22 protein-coding genes and 1 tRNA gene are annotated in these 22,426 nt (G+C 71.9%); 11 read left to right on the top strand and 12 right to left on the bottom strand.

What is annotated here, in order from left to right; translation table 11 throughout:
• The first annotated feature begins 12 nt into the window (after positions 1 to 12).
• The 7 genes from moaC to H0488_RS10840 all read left to right on the top strand — a co-directional run bounded on the left by moaC (position 13) and on the right by H0488_RS10840 (position 4,209).
• Positions 13 to 471, top strand: coding sequence for a cyclic pyranopterin monophosphate synthase MoaC (gene moaC, locus H0488_RS10810; RefSeq protein ID WP_246371848.1), 459 nt, complete (start codon positions 13 to 15; stop codon positions 469 to 471).
• Positions 468 to 950, top strand: a complete 483-nt coding sequence (locus tag H0488_RS10815) for a MogA/MoaB family molybdenum cofactor biosynthesis protein (protein WP_183099282.1) — start codon at positions 468 to 470, stop codon at positions 948 to 950. The genes moaC and H0488_RS10815 overlap by 4 nt, the downstream gene beginning before the upstream one ends.
• Positions 951 to 988: 38 nt before the next feature.
• Positions 989 to 1,627 (top strand): GNAT family N-acetyltransferase, encoded by a 639-nt coding sequence (locus H0488_RS10820; protein ID WP_220794455.1) that lies wholly within the window; start codon positions 989 to 991, stop codon positions 1,625 to 1,627.
• 319 nt (positions 1,628 to 1,946) lie between these two features.
• A complete protein-coding gene (gene sepX, locus H0488_RS10825; RefSeq protein WP_183099283.1) occupies positions 1,947 to 2,759 on the top strand; it encodes a divisome protein SepX/GlpR in 813 nt (270 codons plus the stop codon).
• A 74-nt stretch (positions 2,760 to 2,833) separates the two neighbouring features.
• Positions 2,834 to 2,906, top strand: a tRNA-Ala gene (locus H0488_RS10830).
• A gap of 242 nt (positions 2,907 to 3,148) precedes the next feature.
• Positions 3,149 to 3,427: a hypothetical protein gene (locus H0488_RS10835; RefSeq protein ID WP_183099284.1), complete on the top strand. Its 279-nt coding sequence runs from the start codon at positions 3,149 to 3,151 to the stop codon at positions 3,425 to 3,427.
• A 47-nt stretch (positions 3,428 to 3,474) separates the two neighbouring features.
• Positions 3,475 to 4,209 (top strand): L,D-transpeptidase family protein, encoded by a 735-nt coding sequence (locus H0488_RS10840; RefSeq protein WP_183099285.1) that lies wholly within the window; start codon positions 3,475 to 3,477, stop codon positions 4,207 to 4,209.
• Between the two features lie 5 nt (positions 4,210 to 4,214).
• Here H0488_RS10840 and H0488_RS10845 read toward each other — a convergent pair whose 3' ends face one another.
• The 3 genes from H0488_RS10845 to H0488_RS10855 all read right to left on the bottom strand — a co-directional run bounded on the left by H0488_RS10845 (position 4,215) and on the right by H0488_RS10855 (position 8,390).
• A complete protein-coding gene (locus H0488_RS10845; RefSeq protein ID WP_183099286.1) occupies positions 4,215 to 6,113 on the bottom strand; it encodes a peptidoglycan DD-metalloendopeptidase family protein in 1,899 nt (632 codons plus the stop codon).
• 158 nt (positions 6,114 to 6,271) lie between these two features.
• Positions 6,272 to 7,090, bottom strand: a complete 819-nt coding sequence (locus H0488_RS10850; RefSeq protein ID WP_183099287.1) for a hypothetical protein — start codon at positions 7,088 to 7,090, stop codon at positions 6,272 to 6,274.
• 673 nt (positions 7,091 to 7,763) lie between these two features.
• The gene (locus H0488_RS10855) at positions 7,764 to 8,390 is read right to left on the bottom strand and encodes a hypothetical protein (RefSeq protein WP_183099288.1); all 627 of its coding nucleotides are present in this window, start codon (positions 8,388 to 8,390) and stop codon (positions 7,764 to 7,766) included.
• A 92-nt stretch (positions 8,391 to 8,482) separates the two neighbouring features.
• On the opposite strand from H0488_RS10855, the gene H0488_RS10860 reads away from it, so the two are divergent.
• On the top strand, positions 8,483 to 8,971 hold the full coding sequence (locus H0488_RS10860) for a hypothetical protein (RefSeq protein WP_183099289.1): 489 nt from the start codon (positions 8,483 to 8,485) through the stop codon (positions 8,969 to 8,971).
• A gap of 27 nt (positions 8,972 to 8,998) precedes the next feature.
• Here H0488_RS10860 and H0488_RS10865 read toward each other — a convergent pair whose 3' ends face one another.
• The 4 genes from H0488_RS10865 to H0488_RS10880 form a co-directional block, all read right to left on the bottom strand.
• Complete coding sequence (locus tag H0488_RS10865) at positions 8,999 to 9,481, bottom strand: SRPBCC family protein (protein ID WP_183099290.1); 483 nt, start codon at positions 9,479 to 9,481, stop codon at positions 8,999 to 9,001.
• A 9-nt stretch (positions 9,482 to 9,490) separates the two neighbouring features.
• A complete protein-coding gene (locus tag H0488_RS10870) occupies positions 9,491 to 10,135 on the bottom strand; it encodes a TetR/AcrR family transcriptional regulator (RefSeq protein ID WP_183099291.1) in 645 nt (214 codons plus the stop codon).
• On the bottom strand, positions 10,132 to 10,821 hold the full coding sequence (locus H0488_RS10875) for a hemerythrin domain-containing protein (protein WP_220794456.1): 690 nt from the start codon (positions 10,819 to 10,821) through the stop codon (positions 10,132 to 10,134). The genes H0488_RS10870 and H0488_RS10875 overlap by 4 nt, the downstream gene beginning before the upstream one ends.
• A 102-nt stretch (positions 10,822 to 10,923) precedes the next feature.
• A complete protein-coding gene (locus H0488_RS10880) occupies positions 10,924 to 11,655 on the bottom strand; it encodes an SDR family NAD(P)-dependent oxidoreductase (RefSeq protein ID WP_183099292.1) in 732 nt (243 codons plus the stop codon).
• A gap of 34 nt (positions 11,656 to 11,689) precedes the next feature.
• Here H0488_RS10880 and H0488_RS10885 point away from each other — a divergent pair, with 34 nt between their 5' ends.
• On the top strand, positions 11,690 to 12,298 hold the full coding sequence (locus H0488_RS10885) for a hypothetical protein (RefSeq protein ID WP_183099293.1): 609 nt from the start codon (positions 11,690 to 11,692) through the stop codon (positions 12,296 to 12,298).
• Here H0488_RS10885 and H0488_RS10890 read toward each other — a convergent pair.
• From H0488_RS10890 to H0488_RS10900, 3 genes are all read right to left on the bottom strand, one after another.
• The gene (locus H0488_RS10890; protein ID WP_183099294.1) at positions 12,267 to 14,123 is read right to left on the bottom strand and encodes an acyltransferase family protein; all 1,857 of its coding nucleotides are present in this window, start codon (positions 14,121 to 14,123) and stop codon (positions 12,267 to 12,269) included. The two genes, H0488_RS10885 and H0488_RS10890, sit on opposite strands and share 32 nt — an antisense overlap.
• Before the next feature lie 119 nt (positions 14,124 to 14,242).
• Positions 14,243 to 14,662 (bottom strand): SRPBCC family protein, encoded by a 420-nt coding sequence (locus H0488_RS10895; protein ID WP_183099295.1) that lies wholly within the window; start codon positions 14,660 to 14,662, stop codon positions 14,243 to 14,245.
• Between the two features lie 34 nt (positions 14,663 to 14,696).
• A complete protein-coding gene (locus H0488_RS10900) occupies positions 14,697 to 16,361 on the bottom strand; it encodes a hypothetical protein (RefSeq protein ID WP_183099296.1) in 1,665 nt (554 codons plus the stop codon).
• Between the two features lie 247 nt (positions 16,362 to 16,608).
• Here H0488_RS10900 and H0488_RS10905 point away from each other — a divergent pair, with 247 nt between their 5' ends.
• Positions 16,609 to 20,334 carry an AAA family ATPase gene (locus H0488_RS10905; protein WP_446685612.1) on the top strand — a complete coding sequence of 1,242 codons (3,726 nt, stop codon included), beginning with the start codon at positions 16,609 to 16,611 and terminating at the stop codon, positions 20,332 to 20,334.
• Here the strand turns inward: H0488_RS10905 and H0488_RS10910 are convergent.
• Positions 20,331 to 21,377 (bottom strand): SDR family oxidoreductase, encoded by a 1,047-nt coding sequence (locus H0488_RS10910; protein ID WP_220794457.1) that lies wholly within the window; start codon positions 21,375 to 21,377, stop codon positions 20,331 to 20,333. The two genes, H0488_RS10905 and H0488_RS10910, sit on opposite strands and share 4 nt — an antisense overlap.
• A gap of 1 nt (position 21,378) precedes the next feature.
• Positions 21,379 to 21,984, bottom strand: coding sequence for a TetR/AcrR family transcriptional regulator (locus H0488_RS10915; RefSeq protein ID WP_183099298.1), 606 nt, complete (start codon positions 21,982 to 21,984; stop codon positions 21,379 to 21,381).
• A gap of 59 nt (positions 21,985 to 22,043) precedes the next feature.
• Here H0488_RS10915 and H0488_RS10920 point away from each other — a divergent pair.
• On the top strand, positions 22,044 to 22,426 hold a 383-nt coding region (locus tag H0488_RS10920), incomplete at its 3' end, for a patatin-like phospholipase family protein (RefSeq protein WP_183099299.1).

A 22,426-nucleotide genomic window follows, 5' to 3' on the forward strand; every position in this document is an offset into this window, starting at 1 on the left:
CCAGCGACCGGGCTGACCCATGTCGACGAGACCGGCGCCGCCCGGATGGTCGACGTGTCCGCGAAGGCGGTGACCGTCCGGACCGCGAGCGCGTCCGGACGGGTGCTGGTCTCGGCCGAGGTGGTCGCGCTGCTGCGGGGCGAGGGCGTGCCGAAGGGTGACGCGCTCGCCGTCGCACGCATCGCCGGGATCATGGGTGCGAAGCGCACGCCCGACCTGATCCCGCTCTGCCACCCGTTGGCGATCTCCGGCGTCACCGTCGAGCTGACCGTCGTGGACGACGCGGTCGAGATCGTCGCGACCGTGAGGACCAGCGACCGCACCGGCGTCGAGATGGAGGCGCTCACCGCGGTCTCCGTCGCCGCGCTCACCGTGGTCGACATGGTGAAGGCCGTCGACAAGGGCGCCGTGATCAGCGACGTGCGCGTGGAGACCAAGACCGGCGGGAAGTCGGGGGACTGGTCGCGATGAGCCCGGGCCTGTCCGCGGTGGTCATCGTGGCGTCGAACCGCGCCGCGGCCGGTGTCTACGAGGACACGACCGGTCCGCTCATCGCCGACGCGCTCCGCGAGCTGGGCTTCGAGGTCGGCGACCCGGTGGTGCGACCCGACGGCGACCCGGTCGGCGCCGCCATCGCCCTTGCGGTCCGAGGCGGTGCTCGGGTCGTGCTCACCACCGGCGGCACCGGGCTGACCCCGACCGACCGGACGCCCGAGGTCACCCGGCCCCTGCTCGACCGCGAGGTGCCGGGCCTGGCCGAGACGATCCGCGCGGGCGGCGTCGCCAAGGGGGTCCCGACCGCCGCGCTCTCCCGCGGGCTGGCCGGCGTCGCCGGCAGCTGCCTGGTCGTCAACCTCCCCGGCTCGCGCGGTGGCGTGAAGGATGCGCTCGACGTGCTGCGGCCGGTGCTCGGGCATGCCGTCGAGCAGATCACCGGGAGCGACCATTGAAGCCCGACGAGCAGCTCCGCAGACTCGCGCGCGAGCGGATGATCACCTCGACCCCCGGGCAGGCGTGGCCCAACCGGCTGATGTCCGGCACCGACCCGGTCGTCACCCTGCGCCCCATCCGACGCTCCGATGCGAGGGTGTGGCGGGCCGTCCGGCGCCGCAACCAGGTGTGGCTCTCCCCGTGGGACGCGACGGTGCCGCCGGGGGCCGATGCGCGACCGACCACGTTCGGCACCCTGGTCCGCAGGCTGGCCAAGGCCGCGCGACGCGGCACGACGTACCCCTTCGTCATCGAGGTCGACGGCCGCTTCGCGGGCCAGGTGAGCATCAACAACATCGTGCGCGGGTCGGCGCAGTTCGCGTCGGTGGGCTACTGGATCGACCAGGAGTACGCCGGGCGCGGGGTGATGCCGCGCGCCGTCGCGATGGCGGTCGACCACTGCTTCTTCACCGCCAAGCTGCACCGCCTCGAGGTGTGCATCCGGCCGGAGAACACCAACTCGCTGCGGGTCGTCGAGAAGCTCGGCATCCGCGAGATCGGCTACGCGCCCCGGTTCCTGCACATCGACGGCGAGTGGCGTGACCACCGGATCTTCGCCATCACCCGCGAGGAAGCCCCACGCGGTCTGCTCGCCCGCCTCGAGGAGTCGGGCGGGGACGCGTCGGCCGCGCGGTAGCCGGTCGCGGATGTCACACGTTGTTCGGCGGTCTGGCGGGCCGGTCGCGGATGTAACACGCTGTTCGCCGATCTGGCGGGCCCATCGCAGCTGTAACACGTCGTTCGGCGGTCTGGCGGGCCGATGACGGCGCTGGGAGACCCTTGCATCGGGGCCGAAGAGACGCGGTCGTCCTGCCAGATCGGCGAACAGCGTGTTACAGCCGCGCCCGACCGCCGGCCCGGCAGTCCCCAGAAATCACACCAGTCACACGCGTCATTCTGTGACACACCGATAGACATACGTCCCGAACTGCGCTACCCGGCCTAGCCTCTCGCTTGTGGACCTGAGCGCGTTGATCTTCGTCGCCCTGGCAGTTGCCTGGGCCGTCTACCTCGTCCCCAAGGCGCTCAAGCACCACGAGATCGATCGGGTGAGCCGGTCGGTCGACAGCTTCTCCGACCGGGTCCGCGTGCTCGCCCGCCGCGAGCCGGTGTCGGCGAACCGGGCCGAGCTGGTCGTCCGGAGGTCCGGTACGACGCGCGGGGCGACCGCCGAGACCGACCCGATCGAGTCCGCGCCCCCTGTCGAGAGCGTCGCGCCCGCTCCGCTGACCCCGGCACAGCTCCGGGCCCGCAAGCGGGCCGCGGCGCGGGCCGCCCAGCGTCGGCGCCGGGTGCTCGGCACGATCCTGCTCGCCAACCTCGTCGTAGTCGGGCTCGCCGTCGCGGGCGTCGTCGGCTGGGCCTGGGAGTCCGCGCCGGCCACCCTGCTCGTCGCCTGGCTCGTCGCCTGCCGGCTGATGGTGCGCAAGGAGCGCGCGGTCCACACGGCACCGGTCCGGAAGCGGCGTACCACCCTCGCCGACGAGGCGATGGCGGAGGAGGCCGACGACAACACCGACGAGATCCCCGCGGTCCTGGCCGACGTCGTCGACGAGCCCGTGCCCGGCGGCTGGGACCCGGTGCCGGTCACCCTGCCCACCTACGTGGCGAAGGCCGCCGCCGGACGCACCGTCCGCACCATCGACCTCGACTCCACCGGCGTGTGGAGCTCCGGCCGCAACGAGGCCGACTCCGAGCTCGCCCGCGAGGCCGACCAGCAGCGCGCCGAGCCGACCGAGCCGGAGCGCCGCCGGGCGACCGGAGCCTGATCTCCGGGTCGTCGCGGAGGGGCCACCTGGATTCGGAACGGCCCACCCACGGGTGCTACCGTTTCCCCTCGTTTGGGGCTGTGGCGCAGTTGGTAGCGCGTCTCGTTCGCAATGAGAAGGTCAGGGGTTCGAATCCCCTCAGCTCCACAATGTGATGAGTCGCGACATAGGTCTCACCTGAGTCGCGACATGTGTCATCGAGAGAGCCCCGGGCCATCGGCCCGGGGCTCTCTGCGTGGTGCGCCAGACGCGGCGTCAGGCACCGGGGTCCTTGGACGACGGGCGGGCGGCCGGGACCGTCGTCCCCGGCTCTTGGGACTTTGGGCTCTCACCCCGTGACCGCGACGGGACGAGGCTGATCTCAGAGTCACGACCGAGGAGGCACCGTGATGTCCGCAGGCACTGACTACGACTCCGGCGCACCGACCATCGAGGTGCGCATCTACCGAGACAGCCGACTTCTGGTCCGAGAGCTCTGTGAGAGCGAGGAGGAGGCGCGGGCCGTGGCGGATCAGTGGTCCGACGTCGGGAACGTGTACGTCCGCGTGGACGACCTGTCCGCGCACCACAGCCCGGACGACGTCCTGGCGCCCGACGAGCTCCCGACCGGTGGCGGCGAGAGCCGCTCCATCGCCTCGGCACCGATCCCCGGCTACGGCACGGAGTAGAGCTCCACCCTGAGCTGGGCGGCGAGAGCGTGGACGTACTGATGAGGATGAGCCTGCCGAGGCGCCTGGCGACGGTCGCGGTGCTGGCGCTTGCCCTGCTCGCACTCTTCTCCGCGGTGAGCGCGGCTCCCGCGAGCGCGCGGCTCCGGGATCCGTTCAGTCGCGAGATCGTCCGACCCGGCGACGTGGACGCCGATCCGTACCACATCGAGCACGTCTACGAGGTGCAGCGTCGCCTCAAGCGCGCGGGCCTCTTCGACGTGACACCGAACGGCCGGTTCGGCCCGGTCACCGAGGCCGGGGTGAAGGAGTTCCAGACGCGGAACGGCCTCGAGCCGACCGGGGTCGTCAACGCGCCGACGTGGCGGCTGCTGATCAAGCAGACCGTGCGCGGCAGGAGCGGCGTACCGAGTGGCTGCAAGGACGCGGGCTGGCACGCCTGCTACAGCCGGTGGTGGCACCAGGTGAACCTCTACCACGACGGTCGCCTGCTCAACTCCTGGTTGGTACGCGGCGGTGCGGCCTCGACGCCGACCCGCACCGGGAAGTTCCGCGTGTACTACCGCGACATCGACCACGTCAGCAGTCTCTTCGACGCCCCGATGCCGTACTCGCAGTTCTTCTCCGGCGGCCAGGCCCTGCACGGGTCGCGGCTGATGATGGACCCGTACGTCGGGCACAGCCACGGCTGCGTGAACTTCTGGACCGAGGACGCGCGGCAGCTCTGGGCACTGACCTCGACCAGGACCCTGTGGGTGCACGTCTACGGGCGGTGGAGCTAGGGCTCCTACTGCCGCCAGAGCCCGGCGTACTTCAAGCCGTTCGAGACGTACGCCGATACCGCCCGGGTCAGCCGCCCGGCGGCGGTGTTCGTGTTGTACGCCGACTGGTACCCCAAGCTCGTCGCGTTGTGGATCGCCGACCAGTTGCTGCCGACGCTCTGCGCGAAGACGACCGAGAACCGATTCACCGAACCGTCCCTGTAGACGTCCACGTAGGTCAGCTTGCGCCCTGCCGCCGTCTGCTGGTTGAAGTAGGTCTGGTAGTTCGATTCCAGGACGGTCGAGGACAACGTGAACGAACCGACCGAGACCCGCTCGTAGAGCGCGGTGTAGTAGCGCGAGCCGTTCACCACGACCACCGACACGTTGGTCGGCACGTAGCCCTGGCCGGTCCAGGTGTTGAAGTTGGACTGGTGGGTGGCCGCTGACACGCCGTGGTAGGCCCTCCACGCCGGACCGGTGGTGTTGGTGAAGACCGCGGAGTACCGCACCGCACCGCTTTGGAGATAGCTGTCGACGTGCGTCAGGCGATAGCCGGCGCCGGTGAAGGTGTTGAACGCCGTCTGGTACTCGGACCCGGTGAGGTTGTGACGCGCTGCCCACGCCAGGCCGGACTTCGGGCGCCAGACGCTGGCAACGTAGGCCTGCGAGTTGTAGTCGACCTGCTGGCGCCACACCTGCCGGTAGCCCGCCAGGGCGATGTCGTCGAACTCCTCCTGGTAGCAGCCGAGCTTCACGCCGTGCCGCGCGAATTCGGCGCCGCCGGGCACCACCCGGTTCCAGCCGCATCCGTTGGGCTGGATCAGGCTCCAGTCCGAAAGGGCGCCCTCACTGCTGTTGGTCAGGCTGGCGAACCCCGGCGCCCCGCCCGGTCCGTAGTTGTTGGTGTAGGTCCGGGTGGTGGCGTGGTTGAACAACAGCGGGACGCCCTGGGCAGGCGCATCCGACGTTCCGAAGCCCTTCTTGGTGGCGAGGTGCAGGTGCAGGTGCGGACCGTAGGAGTTGCCGGTGTTGCCCGAGTAGCCCAGGAACTGGCCCTGCTTGACGAAGATGTTCAAGTTGTCCGCTGCTGACGCCGGGCACAACGACGTGCTCGGGCTGCCCGACTTGAAGTGGGCGTACAGCGCCACCTCGCCCGTTGCGTGCTCGATGTAGAGGTGGTTGCCCTCCACCTCCGGAGTCGCGTCCGGAGTGCCGGGGACGTTGTCGACCTGGTCCCGACGACACTTGCGGATGTAGCCGTCGGCCATCGCGTAGAGCGGCGTGCCGAACGTCCAGTACTCGTCGTTGCTGCTGCCGTCGGTGCCGGGCTTGACGTCGGTCCACTTCGAGAGCGAGGAGTTCCACTTGCTGACCACGAGGTCGTAGGCGAAGCGCTGGTTCTGCGCACCGCGGTGGTGGGTGTCGTGTCCGGGGCCGTTCTCGTGGCCGATGATGTTGACCCAGTAGCCGCCGCTGACGGCACTCGCGGGGAAGCGGTAGCCGCCGGATGGCGTCTTGTTCTTGTACTCCGTGAGGGTCCGGTTGACGACGACCGGGTCGTAGCCCTCGAAGTAGAGGGTGAACCGGATGCTCGGCGCGATCGGGAACGTGAATCGCCGGTACTCCGGCACGATGAGGAACAGGGTGTCGCCGGCACCGATGCTCCTGAACATTCCATAGCTGTAGGGGCTCAGCGACGAGCCCGGGTACGACGTGGTGATCGACTTGAGCGTGACGCCGTGGGCGTCCGGCGCCGTCACCTTCATGTCGACGTTCACCCGCCACGTCGGCGACGCGTTGGCCGTCGTGGGTGCGACGCGCTCGATGTACAGACCGACGTTGCCGTACGCCGGCGCGACCTGGCTGATCGTGACGCCGGACGGGCCGGCGGCCTGAGCCGACCGGGCCGACGTGAGCACCACCGGCAAGACGATCGCGAGAACTGCCCCGAGTGCCAGAATTCGATGGTTCCTGATCATGAGGAATCCCCATCCCTTGGCGGGCGGTCGGCCGGGAGCGGCCGACTCGAATGAGCTAGGGCGCGCGCCGGTGGCGCGACAATAGGCCTTTGGGATGATGCTCAGGTAGCCACAACCGCCACCGTCGCAGCCACCGTCACGGTCGCTGCGGTGAGCAGCCACTGCAGAGCGGTGAGCAGCCGGGACGGCTCGTCGCCGGGCTCGGCAGCGTCTCCTCCGACGACGCCCGACACGGTTCGCGCCAGTACGACGACCGCGAGCCCGCCGAGCGCGCCGGCGGTGGTCCAGTACCGGGAGCCGGCGAGGTGCACGAACGGCTGGGTGAGCAGCGCGAGGAGCCCGACCTTCAGCAGCACCGCGACCAGCTGGTCGCTGTAGCGGCGACCGCTGACGACCAGCAACGCCGCAGCGACGAGCCACGAGACCGGTCCGAAGACCCGGAGGCTGAGGTCCCGCGCGACCCACTGCCAGAAACCCCGGTCGTGCGGGGCGTCCGGCGGTTTCAGCAGCGAGCCGAAACCGTCGATGCCCCGGTAGCGCTCGAAGTTGTCGACCACGTCTCGCGCATAGCTGCGCGGTGTCACGTCATCCCGGGCGTGCGCCGACATCTGGTCGAGCACCGACACCTCGCCCTCGCCGGTGGCCCGGTCCACCTCGCGGGCGTAGCGCACGGGCGCGAACCACACCGTGCTCCCGGGGTCGCAGGGGCCGAAGCACACCTGGTCCCGCTCGCCGAAGGTGTTCGCCATCGCGGTCGGGACGGAGGTCGTGGTGACCACCCGGTCGTCGAGCGCGATCGAGGCGCTGACCGACCAGGGCAGCAGCAGGCCGGCGAACGACCCGGCGGCCGCGGCCAAGGGGAGTACGGCGGCCCCGAGCGGCCGCCGTCCTTCCCTCCGGTACAGCGACCACAGCAGCACCGCGATCGCGGTGCTGCTGTGGTCGCTGTACCGGAGGGAAGGACGGCGGCCGCTCGGGGCCGCCGTANTGCGCTCGACCGCAGATACACCACAGCGATACCCAGGAAGCCCAGCCACCATCCGTCGCGCACCGTCGGCGGCTCGCCCTCGCGCGCGGCCCGGAGCACGTCGACCAGTCGAGCCAGGAGCACGACCAGCACCAGGCCCGCCAGCAGGTCGCCGTACGCCGTGAGGGAGAGGAGCACCCACACCGGCACCAGGGCGGGGAACGCGCAGAGCGCGATCGCGAACCAGCGTCCCAGTGCGCGTCGTGCGGCCAGGACCGCGAGCACGAACACCCCGCCGGACACCAGCCCCAGCCAGACGCGGGCGGCCGTGTCGTCGGCGTCGGGCGCGACCAGGTAGAGCGGTGCCAGCACCAGGCCCATGCCCGGCATGAACCAGCCGCTGCCGACGACGTTGCGGGAGAGCTCGGCTCCGTCCGGGCCACGCAGTGCCACCACGTCCCGCACCAGGTTGGCGAGCGCACAGCCGGCGTCCCGGTAGGCCACCTCGTCGCCGCGGAGCGGGAGATCGGCGACGCGCCAGAACAGCACGACCTTGGCGACCAGCGCCACCAGCACGCACGCGCTCAGCAGCGGGTCGGCCCGGACGCCCCGCGGCAGCAGCGTCGTCACCCGTACTCCGTCGAGGGCGCCCAGTCGTCCGGGAAGCGCTTGGTGGTGCGGGGGTCGGTGCACGCCGGGTCGTCGCCGGCCAGCGGCACGGCCGGCAGCCTCAGTACGACGGTGCCCCGCACGATCGCGTCCGACGGCAGGTCCGGGAACGGGGTCACCGTGGCTGCCCGCCGCGGCAGCCCGGCGCGGTCGAGCGCCGCCCCGAGCCGGCGTCGTACCTCGGCGGCCCCGAGCTCGTCGTAGTGGAGGGTCAGCACCCGCTGCCCGTCGACATCGCCGTCCGAACGGACCTGGTACGGGAAGTCGAAAGTGAGGCCGCGGTGGAGCGGGTAGCAGCCGAGCTCGATCGTGTCCGGGGGCAGAGGTGGGCGGTAGTCGCCGGACGGCACCGCGCGGCCGAGCGCCGGACTGACCAGGATCGCGACCACGGCCAGCACCACCGCGGCGACGACCAGGACCGTCGCGGCGATCCGGTGGGTGCGCAACGACAGCCCCAGCCTCCGGGTCTCCGCGACCAGGCCGGACGTCACCGCGGGCTCGGGGATGAGGTCACCCGTGTCGTGCAGGTCCTGGCGCAGCCGTTGCTCGATCCGGCTGTCGTCGTGGGTGGGAGGGTTGGCCACGTCCCTTCAGATGCCGCGGGGATCGCGCGCGGTTGGTTCCGCCGCCCGGGGCCGGCCGACCTGGCATCCTGCTCCTTGCGAAAGGAGGAGCGATGGCAGCCGAGAACCACGACCCCCACGTCCTCGAGGACGGGCACGCGCCGACCCCGTTCACCGCGGCCGAGATCCGGGACGCCTGCCGGCCGGGGCGGACGATCACCGTCCGGATCGACGCGGACGGTGAGACGCCGTTCCACCGGGTCACCCGTTTCGTCGAGTGCGACGACACCGGCGCCACCTTCGAGCAGTCCCGGCTCTCCGTCGACGGCGCCCCCCTCGACGAGCGGGAGGTCGACCGGGTCCTCTGGCTCGACCTCCAGTCCCACGCCTCGTTCCCCGCTCAGGACACGACGATCGAGCCGGAGCGGATCGACACGGCGATCGGGACCCTGGACTGCCTGCGCTACACCGTGCGGAGGGCTGGGAGCGAGCACGTCTTCTGGTTCGCCACCGGCCTGCCCGGCATGCCCGTCCGGATCGAGACCCGCACCGACGGCCGGGTCGTCATGACCTCCGCGGTCGTCGACCACGTCCGGCCGTGAACGGTTCGGCGTCCGTACGCCGGCTCGTCACGCCGAGCGCGCGGCGACCTCTCCGATCCGGCGGAGGTCGGCCTCGAGCGCGGCTCTGCGGTCGCGGTGCGGCGGCACCATCCGCGCCATCAGCCACTCCCACCACGCCGGAGAGCTGACCAGCTCGTAGGTCTGCGTGATCCGGGTCCCGCCGGGAGTGGGCGTGAGCACGAACCGCCACGCGGTGCTGTCGGGGAACCGCCGGCTCGCGATGGTGCGCCAGGCGATGACGTGCTCGGGCTCGAGCTCGGTGATCTCGCTGGTCCGGCTCCAACGGAACACCGACCACCTGTTGCCGCCGCGGAAGCGGGCGCCGTACGACGCCGACGTGGCACCGTCCAGCCAGGCGACCCGCCGGCACTCGTGGCTCCACTCCCCGGTGCGGGTCACGTCGACGACCACCTGCCACACGGCGGCGACCGGCGCAGGCACCTCCACCTCGACCCGGCTGCTGCGGGGGATCTCCTTCGTCGCGCCCACCTGCTCCTCCTACTCCGACCCCGGGTCGTCGCCGACCAGCCGGTCGATGGTGTCGACGATCCAGTCCTCGTACTGCTGCGCACTCCAGCCGCGCAGCCCGGTGAGCATCCGGTAGATCCCGATGTCGGTCACCGCCCACAGCCCGTCCGCCTCCCGCGCGGTGACCGGGCGCCCCGCGATGAGCGACATGCCCTCGGTGATGTCGGCGTGGCGCCCGACCTCACGCCGGCTCATCAGGCGAGCGAGGTCGGGGTCCGACGCCGCCGCCTCGCGCAGCGCGAAGTTCACGCCGGCGGTGCGGCCATGGATCTCCGTGAGCAGGCGACCACCGGCTCGGAGCCGCTCCGCGCGGCTGCCGGTGCCGAGCGCCGTGAACATCGCGCGCCGGTCGAGCGGGACCGGCTGGTCGTCGCCCACGACGGCCACGTCGATCGCTGCCATCAGCAGGTCGCTCTTCGAGCCGAAGCTGGCGTAGACGGTGTCGACGGAGACCCCGGCCTCCTTGGCCACGTCGCGCATTCCGGTGGCGGCCCAGCCCCGCTCGCCGAAGAGACGGCCGGCGGCGGCGACGACGGCCGCGCGCGTCTCGGCGGCCTGCTGCTGGCGACGCGGGGAGCGGTACTCGCGGCGGGGCTTCTGCTGGGAGGTGCTCATCGACGGACGGCGTCACGTGCCGCAGGGTCCGGCTGCCAGACCGCTGCCGTACGACGTCGGTAGGCCCGGGCGAACCCGTGCAGCAGGAGGAAGCGAGGCACGGGCGGCACGACGCCGGTCACCACCCGGTAGCCGTCCGGGTCGATCCCGTCGAGGAGCCAATGACCCTCGAACCCGAGCTCGGCGAAGGACTTCGACTTGATGTTGTGCTCTCGGTCGATCGCCCGCCATTCGCCGTCGGTGATGGTCGCCGACACGACGGGCATCGCCTCGGCGACCTCGCGCTCGAGGTGCGGGAACAACACCGCGGCGAGGTCGTCGAGCGCCGCCACCAGCTCGGCCCGGGTCCGGTCGTCGTCGGTGGCGGCGTACCGCTCCGCCGCGCTGCGCAGCCGGGAGGCCGCCGGCTCGATCCGCTGGTGGTCGGCCTCGAGGGAGTCCAGCAGAGCGGTGGCCGCCGGGTTCTTCGCGCGCACCGCCGGCCACAAGCCCTCGTCCTCGCTCGTGTGGTGCCGGTGGAGGAAGTCCATCAGCCAGGTGACGTGCCGGCCCAGCGCGCGCCGCTGGCCGCCGACGGGAGGAGGCACCGCCGCCGCCGTCTCCCGGGCCCGCAGCAGGTCACGCTGCAGCGCGCCGTGCACGATCCCCATCATCCGGGTGTCCGCTGGATCCGTCGGCTTCGTCATGGCGAGCCCTTCCCGTTGCTCCTGGGGAAAGGCTAGAACCGACCCATATTCATTACAAGGCAGTTCTGGTAAATTTCTGGCGTCTCGCGGGGGCGGGCGTGATCACCACACGACGCCGCGGTCGACCACCAGGTTCGCGCCCGTGACCGATGCCGCGGCGTCGGAGGCGAGGTAGAGCAGGTTCTCGGCCACCTCGATCGGGGGCATGAAGCCCGGCATCACCGACTGGCTCTTGGCGACCAGGTTCCAGTCGGCCGTGGCCGGCAGGCCGTGCGCGGCGGCGTGGATCATCGGGGTGTCGATGCCGCCGGGTGACACGCAGTTGACCCGGACGCCCTGGGTGCCGAGCTCGACCGCGAGCGAGCGCATCCCGAGCAGCAGGGCGGCCTTCGACGCGCAGTACTGCGCGTTGTAGGGCTGTCCCATCACCGCCGAGATCGACGCGACCGAGACGATGTTGCCCTTGCTCTCGATCAGGGCCTCGGAGAACCCCTGGGCGAGCAGCAGCGGCGCGAGCGCGTTGACGTCGAAGTGCCGCCGCAGTCCGGCGGCGGTGAGGGTGCCGAGCTCCGCGAACTGCTGGACGCCGGCGACGTTGCAGAGCACGTCGAGGCCGCCCAGCTCCTCGAGCGCGTCGGCGACGAACGCATCGCGCGCCGCGTCGTCGGAGAGGTCGCAAGCGACGACCCCGTCTCCCTCGGCCACGTCGGTGGCGACCACCCGGGCGCCCTCGGACCGGAACAGGTCGGCGACGACCTGGCCGAGGCCGCCGGCAGCCCCCGTCACCACCACCCGTCGGTCGGGGAATCTCTGGGCACGCTCAGCATCAGTCATGGCCACAGAATAGAACAGGTTCTAGTATGGCGCGGTGGAGAAGATCGATCTGCTGATCTGGACCGACGCGGCGGCAGCCGCCGCACCGAGCCTGCAGGTGCCGGGGCTCCGGTCCGTCCAGGTGTCGACCGCCGCCGACCTGCCGGGCGCGCCGCTGCTGATGGGCAACGGGTCGGCGCTCCGCGGCTTCGCGGAGGTCTGGGTCGACTCGGTCGACGTGTGGCCGGCGATCGTCGATCAGGTCCCCGGCGACGCCTACCTGGTGACCGAGTCGGTGCCGCAGCCGGTCGAGCCGGGCGAGTGGCTGACCCACTTCACCTGGTTCCCCAAACCGGACCGGCTGTCGGAGGAGGAGTTCTTCCACGGCTGGCACACCATCCACACGCCGTCGTCGGCCGGCCTGCACCCGCTGCGGCAGGGCTACGTCCGGGACGCGGTCGCCCGGACCCTCACGCCGGGGTCCGCGCCGGTCCGCGCGATCGTGAGCGAGTTCTTCGCCGAGGACGTCTACCTCGACCCGTCCCGCCTCTTCGGTACGCCGGACGAGCTGATGAAGACGGTCGAGGAGCTGCCGCTCTACGCCGACCAGGCCGACATCTCGAGCTGCCCGCTCAGGCAGGTCCGGTCGCGGCCTCGAGGATGAGGTCGACCATCGCGCGGTTGCCGTCGCTGGTCAGGTGGACGCCGTCGGAGGCGAAGTACTCGGGGTGTCCCGCCGCCGCCCGGTGGAAGTCGACCACCCGGACGTTGGAGTGGTTGCGCGCCACCGTGGCGATGGCATCGACGCTGGTGCTCTCCCAGCTCCGGTTGACGCGAGGCGTGATGAGGAAGATCCGCGCTGCTTCGTGCTCCTCGCAGAACCGCGCGAGCGACTCGGCGTCGATCGCGCCGTTGGTCCCGATCCCGAGGACGTAGTTGCCGGTCGGCCGGTTGAACTGGCTGTAGGACCGGGCGATGTCCAGACCGGTCCAGGGCTGGCGGCCGACCTCCGCGTTGATGGTGATCCGGGGCACCTCGGAGCTGAGGAGCTGCGCGATGTCGATCATGATCGAGTCGCCGATCGCCACCGTCCGCCGGCCCACGAGCGGTGCCTGCGGGTCGGGTCGGTCGCGCCGGGTTCGCGGCACCCGGTCCCAGGGGTCGCCGCCGGCGGGAGCCGGTCGGCCGGTGTGGCTGCCGACCGGGGCGGGGCCGGTCACAAGGGTGCTCGGGCCGTGGTCGACCGGGGGAGGCGTGTTGACGCCCGCCAGGGCCAGGCAGGCGAGCAGGGCGGGCGACAGGGCGAAGACGAACGCCGGCCTGCGCCACCGTCGCGGCAGGCCGCGGATCGCCGCCCCGACAGTGCGGAGCGTGGGACGCAGGCCCCGGCGCCGTACCGGGCCTTCGACGAACCGGTAGGAGAGCTCGGCGCACAGCAGGGTGATGGCGACGACCGCGGCGCTGCGGCCGGGTGAGTAGCGACCGAAGTCCTGGGCGGTCGAGAGGGCCACGAGCACCGGGTAGTGCCACAGGTAGACCGAGTACGAACGACGCCCGAGCGCGCCGACCGGTCCGGCGTCGACGCGGACCGCGAGCCGCGACACCGAGCGGGCCTGGAGCGACAAGATCATGCCGGCGGCGGCGACCGCGGCGAGCAGGATGCCCCCGCGGTAGGCGAACGCCGAGGTCTCCGGCAACGACGAGGCCAGCAGGAGGAAGGCTCCCGTCGACGTCGCCAGGGCGAGCCAGGCCCGCCGGCTGTCGAGCACGACGTCCACCCGCCCGGGGGTCCTCTCCTCGGCGCCCCCCAGGTGGAGAGCCAACGCCAGGAACGCCCCGATGAGCAGCTCGCCCATCCGGGTGTCGGTGCCGAGGTAGCTGCGGTTGGGGTCGGCGGCGTCGTAGAGGACCGCCATCAGCGTGGCCGACCCGATGATCGCGACGCCGACCGTGGCCAGGATCGCGTCCCGCTTGCGGACCAGCGCCAGCAGCGCGAGCAGCGCCAGCGGCCAGACGAGGTAGAACTGCTCCTCGATGGCCAGGGTCCACAGGTGCGCGAGCGGCGACGGCAGCCCGAAGGAGTCGAAGTACGACACGTCGTGGAACGCCATCCACCAGTTGCTCGCGTAGGCGAAGGCCGCGACGCCGTCGCCCCGCACCTTCGTCAGCAGGTCCGGTGCGAAGAGCATCGACCAGGCCAGGCTCAGGATCACCACCGTGTACGCCGCAGGCAGCAGCCGCCGCAGCCGCCGCACCCAGAAGGCGGCGAGGTCGGCCGTGCCGCGGGCGTCGATCTCGGCGAGGAGGAGCCGGGTGATCAGGTAGCCCGACAGCACGAAGAAGAGCGTCACGCCGAGGAAGCCGCCGCCGAGGAACGGCACTCCGAGGTGGTAGCCGACGACGGCCGCCACGGCGACGGCGCGCAGCGAGTCGAGTCCCGGGATCCGACCCGTCAGCTGTGCTGCCCGGCTCCGGTCGTCGGAGGGCATCTCGGTTCCTCGTCCTCGTCGTGAAGTCGCCAAAGGGTGCGCGAAAACCCAGTCCCCACGGGCATTCTCGGCGCGAGGGCCATTCTCCACCCGGCAGCCCGCCGACGTGGAATATCGGGCTACTTCGAGACGGCGCGCACGAGCAACCGGAGGAGCACGGTGGCGACCGTCTTGATCGCCACCTTCTCCACCAGCGGCAGCCGCTGGTCGGCGCTGATGGCCCAGTCGATGCGGGTGCCGGCGCCCTCCGCCGTCAGCGAGACCTCGCCGCGGTAGTTCTTGAACGGCACCCCACCGAGCGCCTTGTAGCCCAGTGCCCGCCCCGGCTCGAACCGGGTGATCTCCTCGACGATCGCGGGCGCCGGGCCGGGGGCCTTGATCTTGCGGACCGCTCCGACGCCGTTGCGGTCGCCGGAGCCTTCGGTGGTGACGGAGACCGACATGCCGGGGCCCCACGTCGCCATGGCCTCGTGGTCCGCGAGCGCGGCCCAGACCTTGTCGACGGGGGCTGGGACGACGGCGGTGGCTACGGCTCGCATGCCCGCACCGTAGCGGTGAGCCGACCCGCGCCGCTCAGAGGCCGAGGTCGCGCCGCTCGCTGACGGTCACGTCGCCGTCGGTGTCGAGCTCGATCGTCGCGTAGCCGGTCTGGAGCCCGGACCCGACGTCGACGTACTGGAGCTGGACGCTGACGGGCTTCAGCGGAACGGAGAACGGCGTGGAGAACCGGTTGTAGGTCGGGCTCTCCTCCACGCCACCCGAGGTGCCGAGCTGGTTGACGACCGTCCAGGTCACCTCGTCGCCGTCGGTGTTCCAGATGACCTGGGGTGCTGCCGGGTCGTGCAGGTGGCCGATGTTGATGATGCCCGGCGGCAGGTCGGGGATGCCGTCGTCGTACGGCGAGGTCTCGCGGCCGGCCGCGTCGTCCAGGACGTCGAGGTCCTCGACGCCCAGGTAGCCGGCGACGGAGGCGGGCTGGTGCAGCAGCACCACCACCGGCCCCGCGCCGGAGCGGTCGATCTCGTCCCGGAGGGCTGCGCCCAGCTCGGTCTCCGAGACCCCCGACTCGTTGATCACCAGGCCGCCGAACAAGGTCTTGAACGCCGGGTCGTTGGCTGCGACGACCTCGATGCCGTCGACGTCCGTCGGGTCGAAGTCGGGGTTGGCGACGTCGTTGTCGATCAGCTGGTCGACGGTGATGTCGGTGTCGTGGTCGCCCTTGACGGCCACGGTCGGGATCGGGCCGCTCGCGGCTGCCTCGTCCTCCACGAAGCCGGCCTCGGCGACGGTCCCGTTGGAGGTGATGTCGCCGGAGATCGTCCGCATGACGAAGGACTCGGCGCCCAGCGTCTCGACCAGCAGCCGGTACAAGGTGGTCCGGACCGCGGTGCCGACCAGGCTGCCCTGGGGGTCGGCCTCGGCGATGATGATGCGCTCGCCCTCCTGCGGGGCGAGATCGTCGGCCCGGTCGGCGAACGCGATCCGCAACGACGCCTCGGCCGCCCGCTCGTACTCCGCGGTCCGCGCCCGGATGCGTGAGGAGTTCTTCTCGAGGAACGGCTGGACCTGACGCGCGACCTCGAGCGCCTCGGGGCTGCTGAAGGACAGCCCGTCGACGCCCGGCATCGGGTAGGTCTCCGCGACCTCGACGTTGCCCTCCCACCGGTCGAACAGGACCGCGGCGGCCGTGACGGAGGCCGCGGTCGCCAACGCCACGGCGCCCGTTCCGAGCGCGATCGCCGCGGGACGCCGTACTCCCGCAGGGAAGCGGGGGCGCCCTCGGAACACGCCGGTGAGGACGCCGCCGCCGACGAGCAGGGCCGCCAGCTCCCACCACAGGAACCGGCGCCAGAACTGCTGCTCCAGCTCCTCGCCGTAGGCGCGCGCGACCTCGCCGGGATCGTTGACGAACGCTGCGTTCGCCTGCACGAACCGCGGACTCACGTACGACGACAGGGTGCCGCCCGCTTCCGGGGCGCCGGTGACCCGGATCTCGGCGCCGAACCCCGCCGCGCCGGTCTGCTCCCAGTACAGGCTCCCCAGCACGCCGGTGTCGAGCGTCGAGACGCCGTTGTGGGTCAGCGACACCTCGACCGGGACGGTCCCGATCCGGTCGTCGAACCGCGCGGCCTCCACGGCGCGCTCGGCGGCCAGGGGCGCGGAGACCAGCGCCGCCACCGCGCCGTACGCCAGGAACGTCGCCGCCAGGCGACCGGCTCTCCTGGTGTCGATCTTCATCCCTCGGAGGCTACCGACCGCAGTGCCGCGGTGTGCCGCGGTGTGCCGCGCTGCGCCTACGCGAGGCGTGGCTGCGGCGATAGCCTCTCGTCGCAGAGGTGACCGAATGGCGTCAGCACACGGGTCGCCGCCGACCGCGGCCTCGGAGCGGTCTGCGGAGGCGTGGTCCGAGGCGCGGTACTTCATGCCTTCGGCGCTGCTCACCCGGCCGCCGGACGCGCCGCGCTCGTGGCGGTCCGAGGCGACGATGGTCCTGATCGACATCTCCGGCTTCACCGCGCTCTCCGAGCAGCTGGCGGCGCGTGGTCGGGTCGGCACCGAGGACCTGATCGCCACGCTGAACGAGACCTTCACCGCGCTCCTGACTGCGTCGCAGGACGGCGGCGACGTCCTCAAGTTCGTGGGAGACGCGCTCCTGCTGAGCTATCGCGGTGCCGAGCACCAGCTGCGCGCGTGCCACGCCGCGCAGGCGATGCAGCGAGAGCTGTACCGGGTCGGTTCGGCGCGGTTGGCCGGGGCGAAGGTCACGCTGCGGATGTCGGTCGGCGTCCACACCGGGGCCTATGACCTCCTGTTGACCGGCACCGACCACGTCAACCTCGTGGTCCACGGTCCGGCTCTGGACCGGCTCCTGGCGTTGCAGGACAGCGCCTCGACCGGCGAGGTCCTGATCAGTGATGCGACAGCCGCGGCGCTGCCGGACCGCGCGGTCGGCGCGGAGCGCAACGGGGGCCGGGTGTTGGACGCCCTGGACCCGGTTCCTCCGAGCCCGCCGGAGCCGGTGCCGGACCTCGCCGGCCCGGGCCAGCGGCGACTGCTGCCCCGGATCCTGGCGGAACGGCCGGACCTCCTCGCCAGCGAGTCCGATCACCGACGCGCCGCGATGGGCTTCGTCCAGGTCTCGGGGTTCGGCGGCCTGGCGCCGGACGAGCGCGCATCCCGCACCGAGGAGCTGACCCGGGTCGTGGAGACCGCCTGCTCCGCGACCGGCGTCACGCTGCTCTACACGGACATCGCCGGCGACGGCTTCCGCTACTTCCTGACCGCCGGCGCGCCGCGGGCCATGGAGGACGCCGAGGGCCGGGTGATCAGAGCGGCGGCCGCGGTCGTCGCTGCCGACGTGGGCCTCGGAGTGCGGGCCGGCGTCGCGGCCGGCCAGATCTTCGCCGGCGCCGTGGGGGCGCCGTTTCGCAGNCAGATCTTCGCCGGCGCCGTGGGGGCGCCGTTTCGCAGGACGTACACAGTGATGGGGGACGTGGTCAACCTCGCAGCGCGGCTCGCGGCCCGGGCGGAGCCCGGCACGCTGCTGGCGCACCGCCCGATGCTGGACCGCTCCGCCACGGTCTTCACGGCCCGCGAGATGCCGGCACTGACCCTGAAGGGGAAGGCCGAGCCGGTGCCGGTGTCGGCCGTGACCGGGGTGGCCGGACGCCGGGTGCAGGATCTCGGCGCTGTCCCCTTCGCGGGCCGGGAGCGCGAGCTCGCCGTGCTCACCGAAGCGGCCGTCCGGGCGCGATCCGGGACCGGGACCGTGATCGAGGTCGTGGGTGAGCCTGGGCTCGGCAAGTCCCGGCTGGTGGCGGAGGCCGTGGCGATCTCCGGGCTGCCGGTGACCGACGTGCTCCTCGACCCGTACGGCGTGACGGTGGCGTTCCGCGCCGCAGGCGTGCTGGTCCGGAAGGTGCTCGGACTGAGCGGCGCTCTCGACCGGGAGTCCGCAGGGCGCGAGCTCGGCGAGCGGGTGAGGGCGATCGCGCCCGACCTGCTGCCGTGGCTGCCGCTGATCGCAGTGGTGGTCGGAGCGACGGTCCGCGACACCCCGGAAGTGCAGGACCTCGACGTCGAGTTCCGGCCGGCTCGCACCGGGACGGTCCTGGCCGAGCTGCTGCGTCGGGCGCTCCCCGACCCTCGGGTGCTGCTGATCGACGACGCGCACTGGGTCGACCCGGCGTCGGTCGACCTGTTCACGTCGATGTTCAGGGACGTCGGAGATCGGCCCTGGGTGGTGGTGCTGACGCGCCGCGCCGTCCAGGGCGGCCTGCGGTGCGGCGAGAACCTGCCCGGCACGCCGATCACGATGGGTCCGATGGAGGCCGAGGTGCTGGCCGCGCTCGCCCGGACCGGCAGCGCCCGGCCGCTCCTGCCCCGCGCGATCGAGATGTTCGTCGACAGAGCCGCCGGGAACCCGTTGTTCCTGCTGGAGCTGGTGGGTTCGGGCGCCGAGGACTGGGCGTCGTTGCCCACGAAGGTCGAGGAGGTGGTGGCCTCCGGGGTCGACGCGCTGTCGGTGCGGGATCGCGACCTGCTGCGGCGGATGGCCGTCTGGGGCACCCGGATACCGCGGCGGCTCTTCGCAGCGCTCGCGCGCGAGGACGACGAGCTCCGGCCGCTGGCGCGGTTCGTCGAGGACACTCCCGGGGGAGACGTCCTGTTCAGGCGCGATCTCTACCGAGAGGTCGCCTACGAGCAGCTCACCTACCGCCGCCGCCGTGAGCTGCACCGGCAGGTGGCGGCCGTGATCACCGAGCAGCCCGACCTGGCCGGGGCTGCGGCGCTGCCGATGCTCTCGCTCCACCACTACATGGCGGGAGACTGGAGGGCTGCGCGTGAGGCCTCGGAGCTGGCGGCGGAGGCTGCGCTTGCCCAGTCCGCCCACGAGGAAGCGGCCGTCCTGTACGGCCGGGCGATCTCCGCCGGGCGCCGCGCACCCGCGAGCGGCGACAGCCTCCGGCCGCTCTACGTTCGCTGGGCCGAGACGCTGTCGGTCATCGGTCGCTACTCCGAGGCCGCGTCGGCGTACGCCGTCGCCCGACGCGGCGCGACCGACCCGTCCGTGGCCGCCGACCTGACCTGTGCCCTCGCCGGTGTTCGGAACGAGGAGGGTCGCTACGACCTGGCGCTCGCCGCCGTACGGCGGGCGCGGTCCCTGGCAGCGACCCTCAGCGGCGAGGAGAAGCTGATCCGCTCCACGGAGATCGCCCTCCGCGAGGCCGGGATCTACCTGCGGATCGGGCGCGACCGGGAGGCCCTGGACCTGACGCTCGAGGCGGCGGCCGATGCGAAGCGGCTCGGCGAGGGCCCGCAACGGACGCGACTGCTCGCCGGGTGCTACATGCTGCACGACACCCTCGCGAGCGAGATCGACGACGCCGTCCCACTGTTCGGCGATGCCCCGTTGCGGATGTTCGAGGAGCTCGGTGACCAGCGCGGCCGGGTCAGGACTGCGTCGAACCTCGGGGCCATCCGCTACTACGCCGGCGACTGGGCAGAGGCGGTCCGCTACTACCGGCTGACGGTGGATCTGGCGCGGCGGATCGGAGACGTCTTCCGGGTCGCGGCGGGGGAGATGAACATCGGCGAGCTCTACGGCTATCAAGGTCGGCTGGTCGAGAGCAGGGAGCTCCTGAGCTCCAGCGTCCAGACGTTCCTGGCGCTGGGGACACCGCACCCGGCCGCCTACGGCTCCTGCTTCCTCGGCGTGACCGAGACGCGGGCCGGCGACTGGACAGCCGCGGCAGCCTGGTTCGACCAGGCCGAGCAGCTGTTCGCCGAGGGCGGCGAGACGGACCGGCTCGGCGTCGACGAGCTGCTGGTCAGGAAGTGCGAGCTGCTGCAGGCGCGGGGCGCGCACGAGCAGGCGATCGCGGCCGCGTCCGAGATCCTCGACCGCTCCACTCCTGCGGTTGCGCGGCACCGAGCGCTTGCGTGGCGCGCCCGGGCCCTCGCCCAGGCGGCATCGGGCAACCTGGATGACGCGCGCGCCGACGCGGCCCGCGCGTGTGACGAGGCGGCCTTGGCCGACGCTGTCTACGACCAGGCGTTGGTTGCTCTCGTCCGGGCGAAGCTGACCGGCGACGAGGCCGAGGTCGACAGGTGCGAGCAGCAGCTCCGGTCGTTCGGGGTCGTCGACGTGGCGGCGGCCGCGCCGCAGCTCCCCCCGGACCTACGGACAGGTGCAGGGACGGGCCACTAGGCGAGCCCGTCGTCGATCATCTGCTGGAAGTGCTCGACGATGGTCTCCTCGGCCGGGCGGAACTCCAGGCCCAGCTCCTTGCGGGTCCGGCTGTTGTCGAAGGCCAGCGGCCAGCCGACGTTCAGCTCGACGAACTTGCGGGTCATGCCGGCGACCGGGGCGGCCAGCTTGATCATGAACTTCGGCAGCTCGTTGCGAGGGAACGACAGCCGCCGCCCGAACGCGCCGCTCAGGGTCCGGCCGATCTCGAGCATGCTCGTCGTCTCGGCGGTGGTGATGTAGCGGCCGTGCGCCTCGGGGGTGAAGCCTGCCGTGATGTGCGCTCGCGCCACGTCACGGACGTCGACGACGCTGAGCTCGAGCGCCGGCGCGCCGGCGGCGAACGACATGTCGGTGAAGAACCGCATCGTGGCTATCGACCCGGACTTGCTGGAGGTCGTCAGCGACGGGCCGAGGACCAGGCCTGGGTGGATGGTGACCAGGTCCCAGCGCTCCTGCTTCGCCTGGATCGCCCAGGCCTCCTTCTCGGCCACCGTCTTCGAGTAGGCGTACGGCTGGTGCTGCTCGGTGCTGGTGGTGTTCCAGTCGGCCTCGGTGAACGCCGACTTGCCCTTCATGTCCGCGTTGTCGCCGTGGATGGCGACGACGCTGCTGGTGAGGACCACCCGCTTCACCGACGGCGTCGCGTCGACGCTCGCCAGCACGTTGCGGGTGCCCTCGAGGGCCGGGCGGATCAGCTGCCTCTGCGCGTCCTTGATCCGGCCGACGAGGAACGGCGACGCGGTGTGGATGACGAGCTCGCACCCGGCCATGGCCTCGGTGTAGCTGCCCTCGGCGAGAAGGTCGGCGGCGTGCAGCGTCAGCCGGCCGGGGTGCGCCTTCGCCAGGGCGTGCAGGTGCTCCAGGCCGCTGGGCTTCTGCGGGTCGCGCACCGTCGCGCGCACGGTGTAGCCGTCCTCCAGCAGGTAGCGCACGATCCAGCTCGCGATGTAGCCGGTGCCGCCGGTGACCAGGACGGGCTTGGTCGGGTCGATGTCGGTCATGTCACGACGATAGGGGCGTCGCACGGTCGAGGAGCGACCTGACCAGATCGATGAGGCTGCTGACCGGCAGCTCCGGGTCGAACGCGCGTTGGACGCCCAGGCCGATGCCGAGCGCCAGCACCTGGACGGCGGCTTCCTCGGCCGGGAGCGGCAACGCCAGCCTGAGGTCAGCGGCCTGCTGCTCGATCAGGTCCGCGATGGCCGCGGTCAGCTCACGGCGGCGGGCCGCGAGAGCACCGCTGACGCCGGGAACGTGCCGGGTGCTGGTCGCGAACTCGACCTCGAGGGCGGTCCAGCCGACGTCGCCGATGTTGGCCTCGGCCCAGCGGGAGAAGGCGTTCAGCCGGTCCTCGACGGTGGCGGCGTCTGCCACCGCATCGGCCAGCGACAGCGCGCGCTCGAGGTGGAGCAGGTCGAGCACGGCGAGGCCGAGCTCGTGCTTGGTGGCGAAGTTGGAGTAGACCGCGCCCTTGGAGAACCCCGCCTCGGCGGCAACCTTGTCGAGCGAGGTCGCGTTGTAGCCGTCGGCCAGGAACAGGCGATGGGCGGTCTCGACCAGCCGCTGCCGCGTCTGCGCGTGCGACTCCTTGCGCGTGATCCTGCCCACGGCAGAACTCTAGCCCGTTGGGCTACCGCTGGAATCCGAATACCGTTAGTATCCGAAAGATGACGACACGACGCGCCCTCGCAATCGGCTGCGGCGGCACCCTCGGGTTCGCCTGGACCGCGGTCGCCCTGCGGGCCCTCGAGGAGCAGCTTGGCTGGGACGCCCGCACCGCCGAGGTGCTCGTCGGCACCTCGGCCGGTGCCGAGATCGTCGTGGCGCTCGGGTCCGGCCGAACGCCCCAGGACCTGCTCGACGCGCTCGACGGGAGGGACCACGCCGACCCGCTCCTCGCCGCACACGTGGCCGTCCACCCGGGGAGCATGCCGCCGGTTCCCGCGCTCGCGATGCCCGCGCTCGGTCTGGTCCGCGCCGGCATCGCCCGGCGCTCGCCGTACGCCGCGATCGCCGGGCTGCTGCCGCGCGGTCGCGGTGACGCCACCTG

The sequence above is a fragment of the Nocardioides pelophilus genome (genome assembly GCF_014180685.1).
Taxonomy (GTDB): domain Bacteria; phylum Actinomycetota; class Actinomycetes; order Propionibacteriales; family Nocardioidaceae; genus Nocardioides; species Nocardioides pelophilus.